This is a genomic window from Vibrio sp. Y176, assembly GCF_033438945.1.
In genome coordinates this window covers 1-501 of record NZ_JAWOQS010001286.1, presented here as the reverse complement: position 1 = coordinate 501, position 501 = coordinate 1, and the positions used below count along the sequence as shown (strand labels likewise).

2 protein-coding genes are annotated in these 501 nt (G+C 45.7%); both read right to left on the bottom strand.

Annotation, left to right across the window (positions count from 1 at the left end; translation table 11 throughout):
• On the bottom strand, positions 1–147 hold a 147-nt coding region (locus R7O13_RS31445; RefSeq protein ID WP_318305811.1), incomplete at its 3' end, for a chemotaxis protein CheB.
• Between the two features lie 39 nt (positions 148–186).
• On the bottom strand, positions 187–501 hold a 315-nt coding region (locus R7O13_RS31440), incomplete at its 5' end, for a CheR family methyltransferase (protein ID WP_318305809.1).

Below are 501 nucleotides of genomic sequence, written 5' to 3'. Positions count from 1 at the left end.
ATGGCTTTTGCTGTCAAAGTGCGTGGCCATGTAACTTTCTGGCGAGGGACTAATGTGCTGCACCAGTAAGATTGGCAAGCAAAATGAATCCTTCAACTGACGTAATAGCGCTCCAACGGCTGCAAGGCCGCCTGCGGATGAGCCAATAACAACCGCACTGTATGTGTGGCCAAGAAAACTCCTGTATCACCTAATCCGTTTCTTGCGATAAATCTTTTCTTTTTCTGAGACCAAATCAAACTTGTCCGCGATATCAGAAAAACGCAGCGATTCTTTTGAGCCGAGGCAGAGAAAACCGCCCGGTACTAAGCTATCGTAGAAAAGTTTAAATACGCGGTTCTGCAGCTCTCTGTTGAAATAAATCAATACGTTACGACAAAAAATGACATTCATTTCGCCAAACACACCGTCGGTGGCTAAGTTGTGTGGGGTGAACAACATTTTATCTCGCAGCGCGAGTTTCATGATCACGCTGTCGTAGTCGGCAATGTAGTAGTCAGA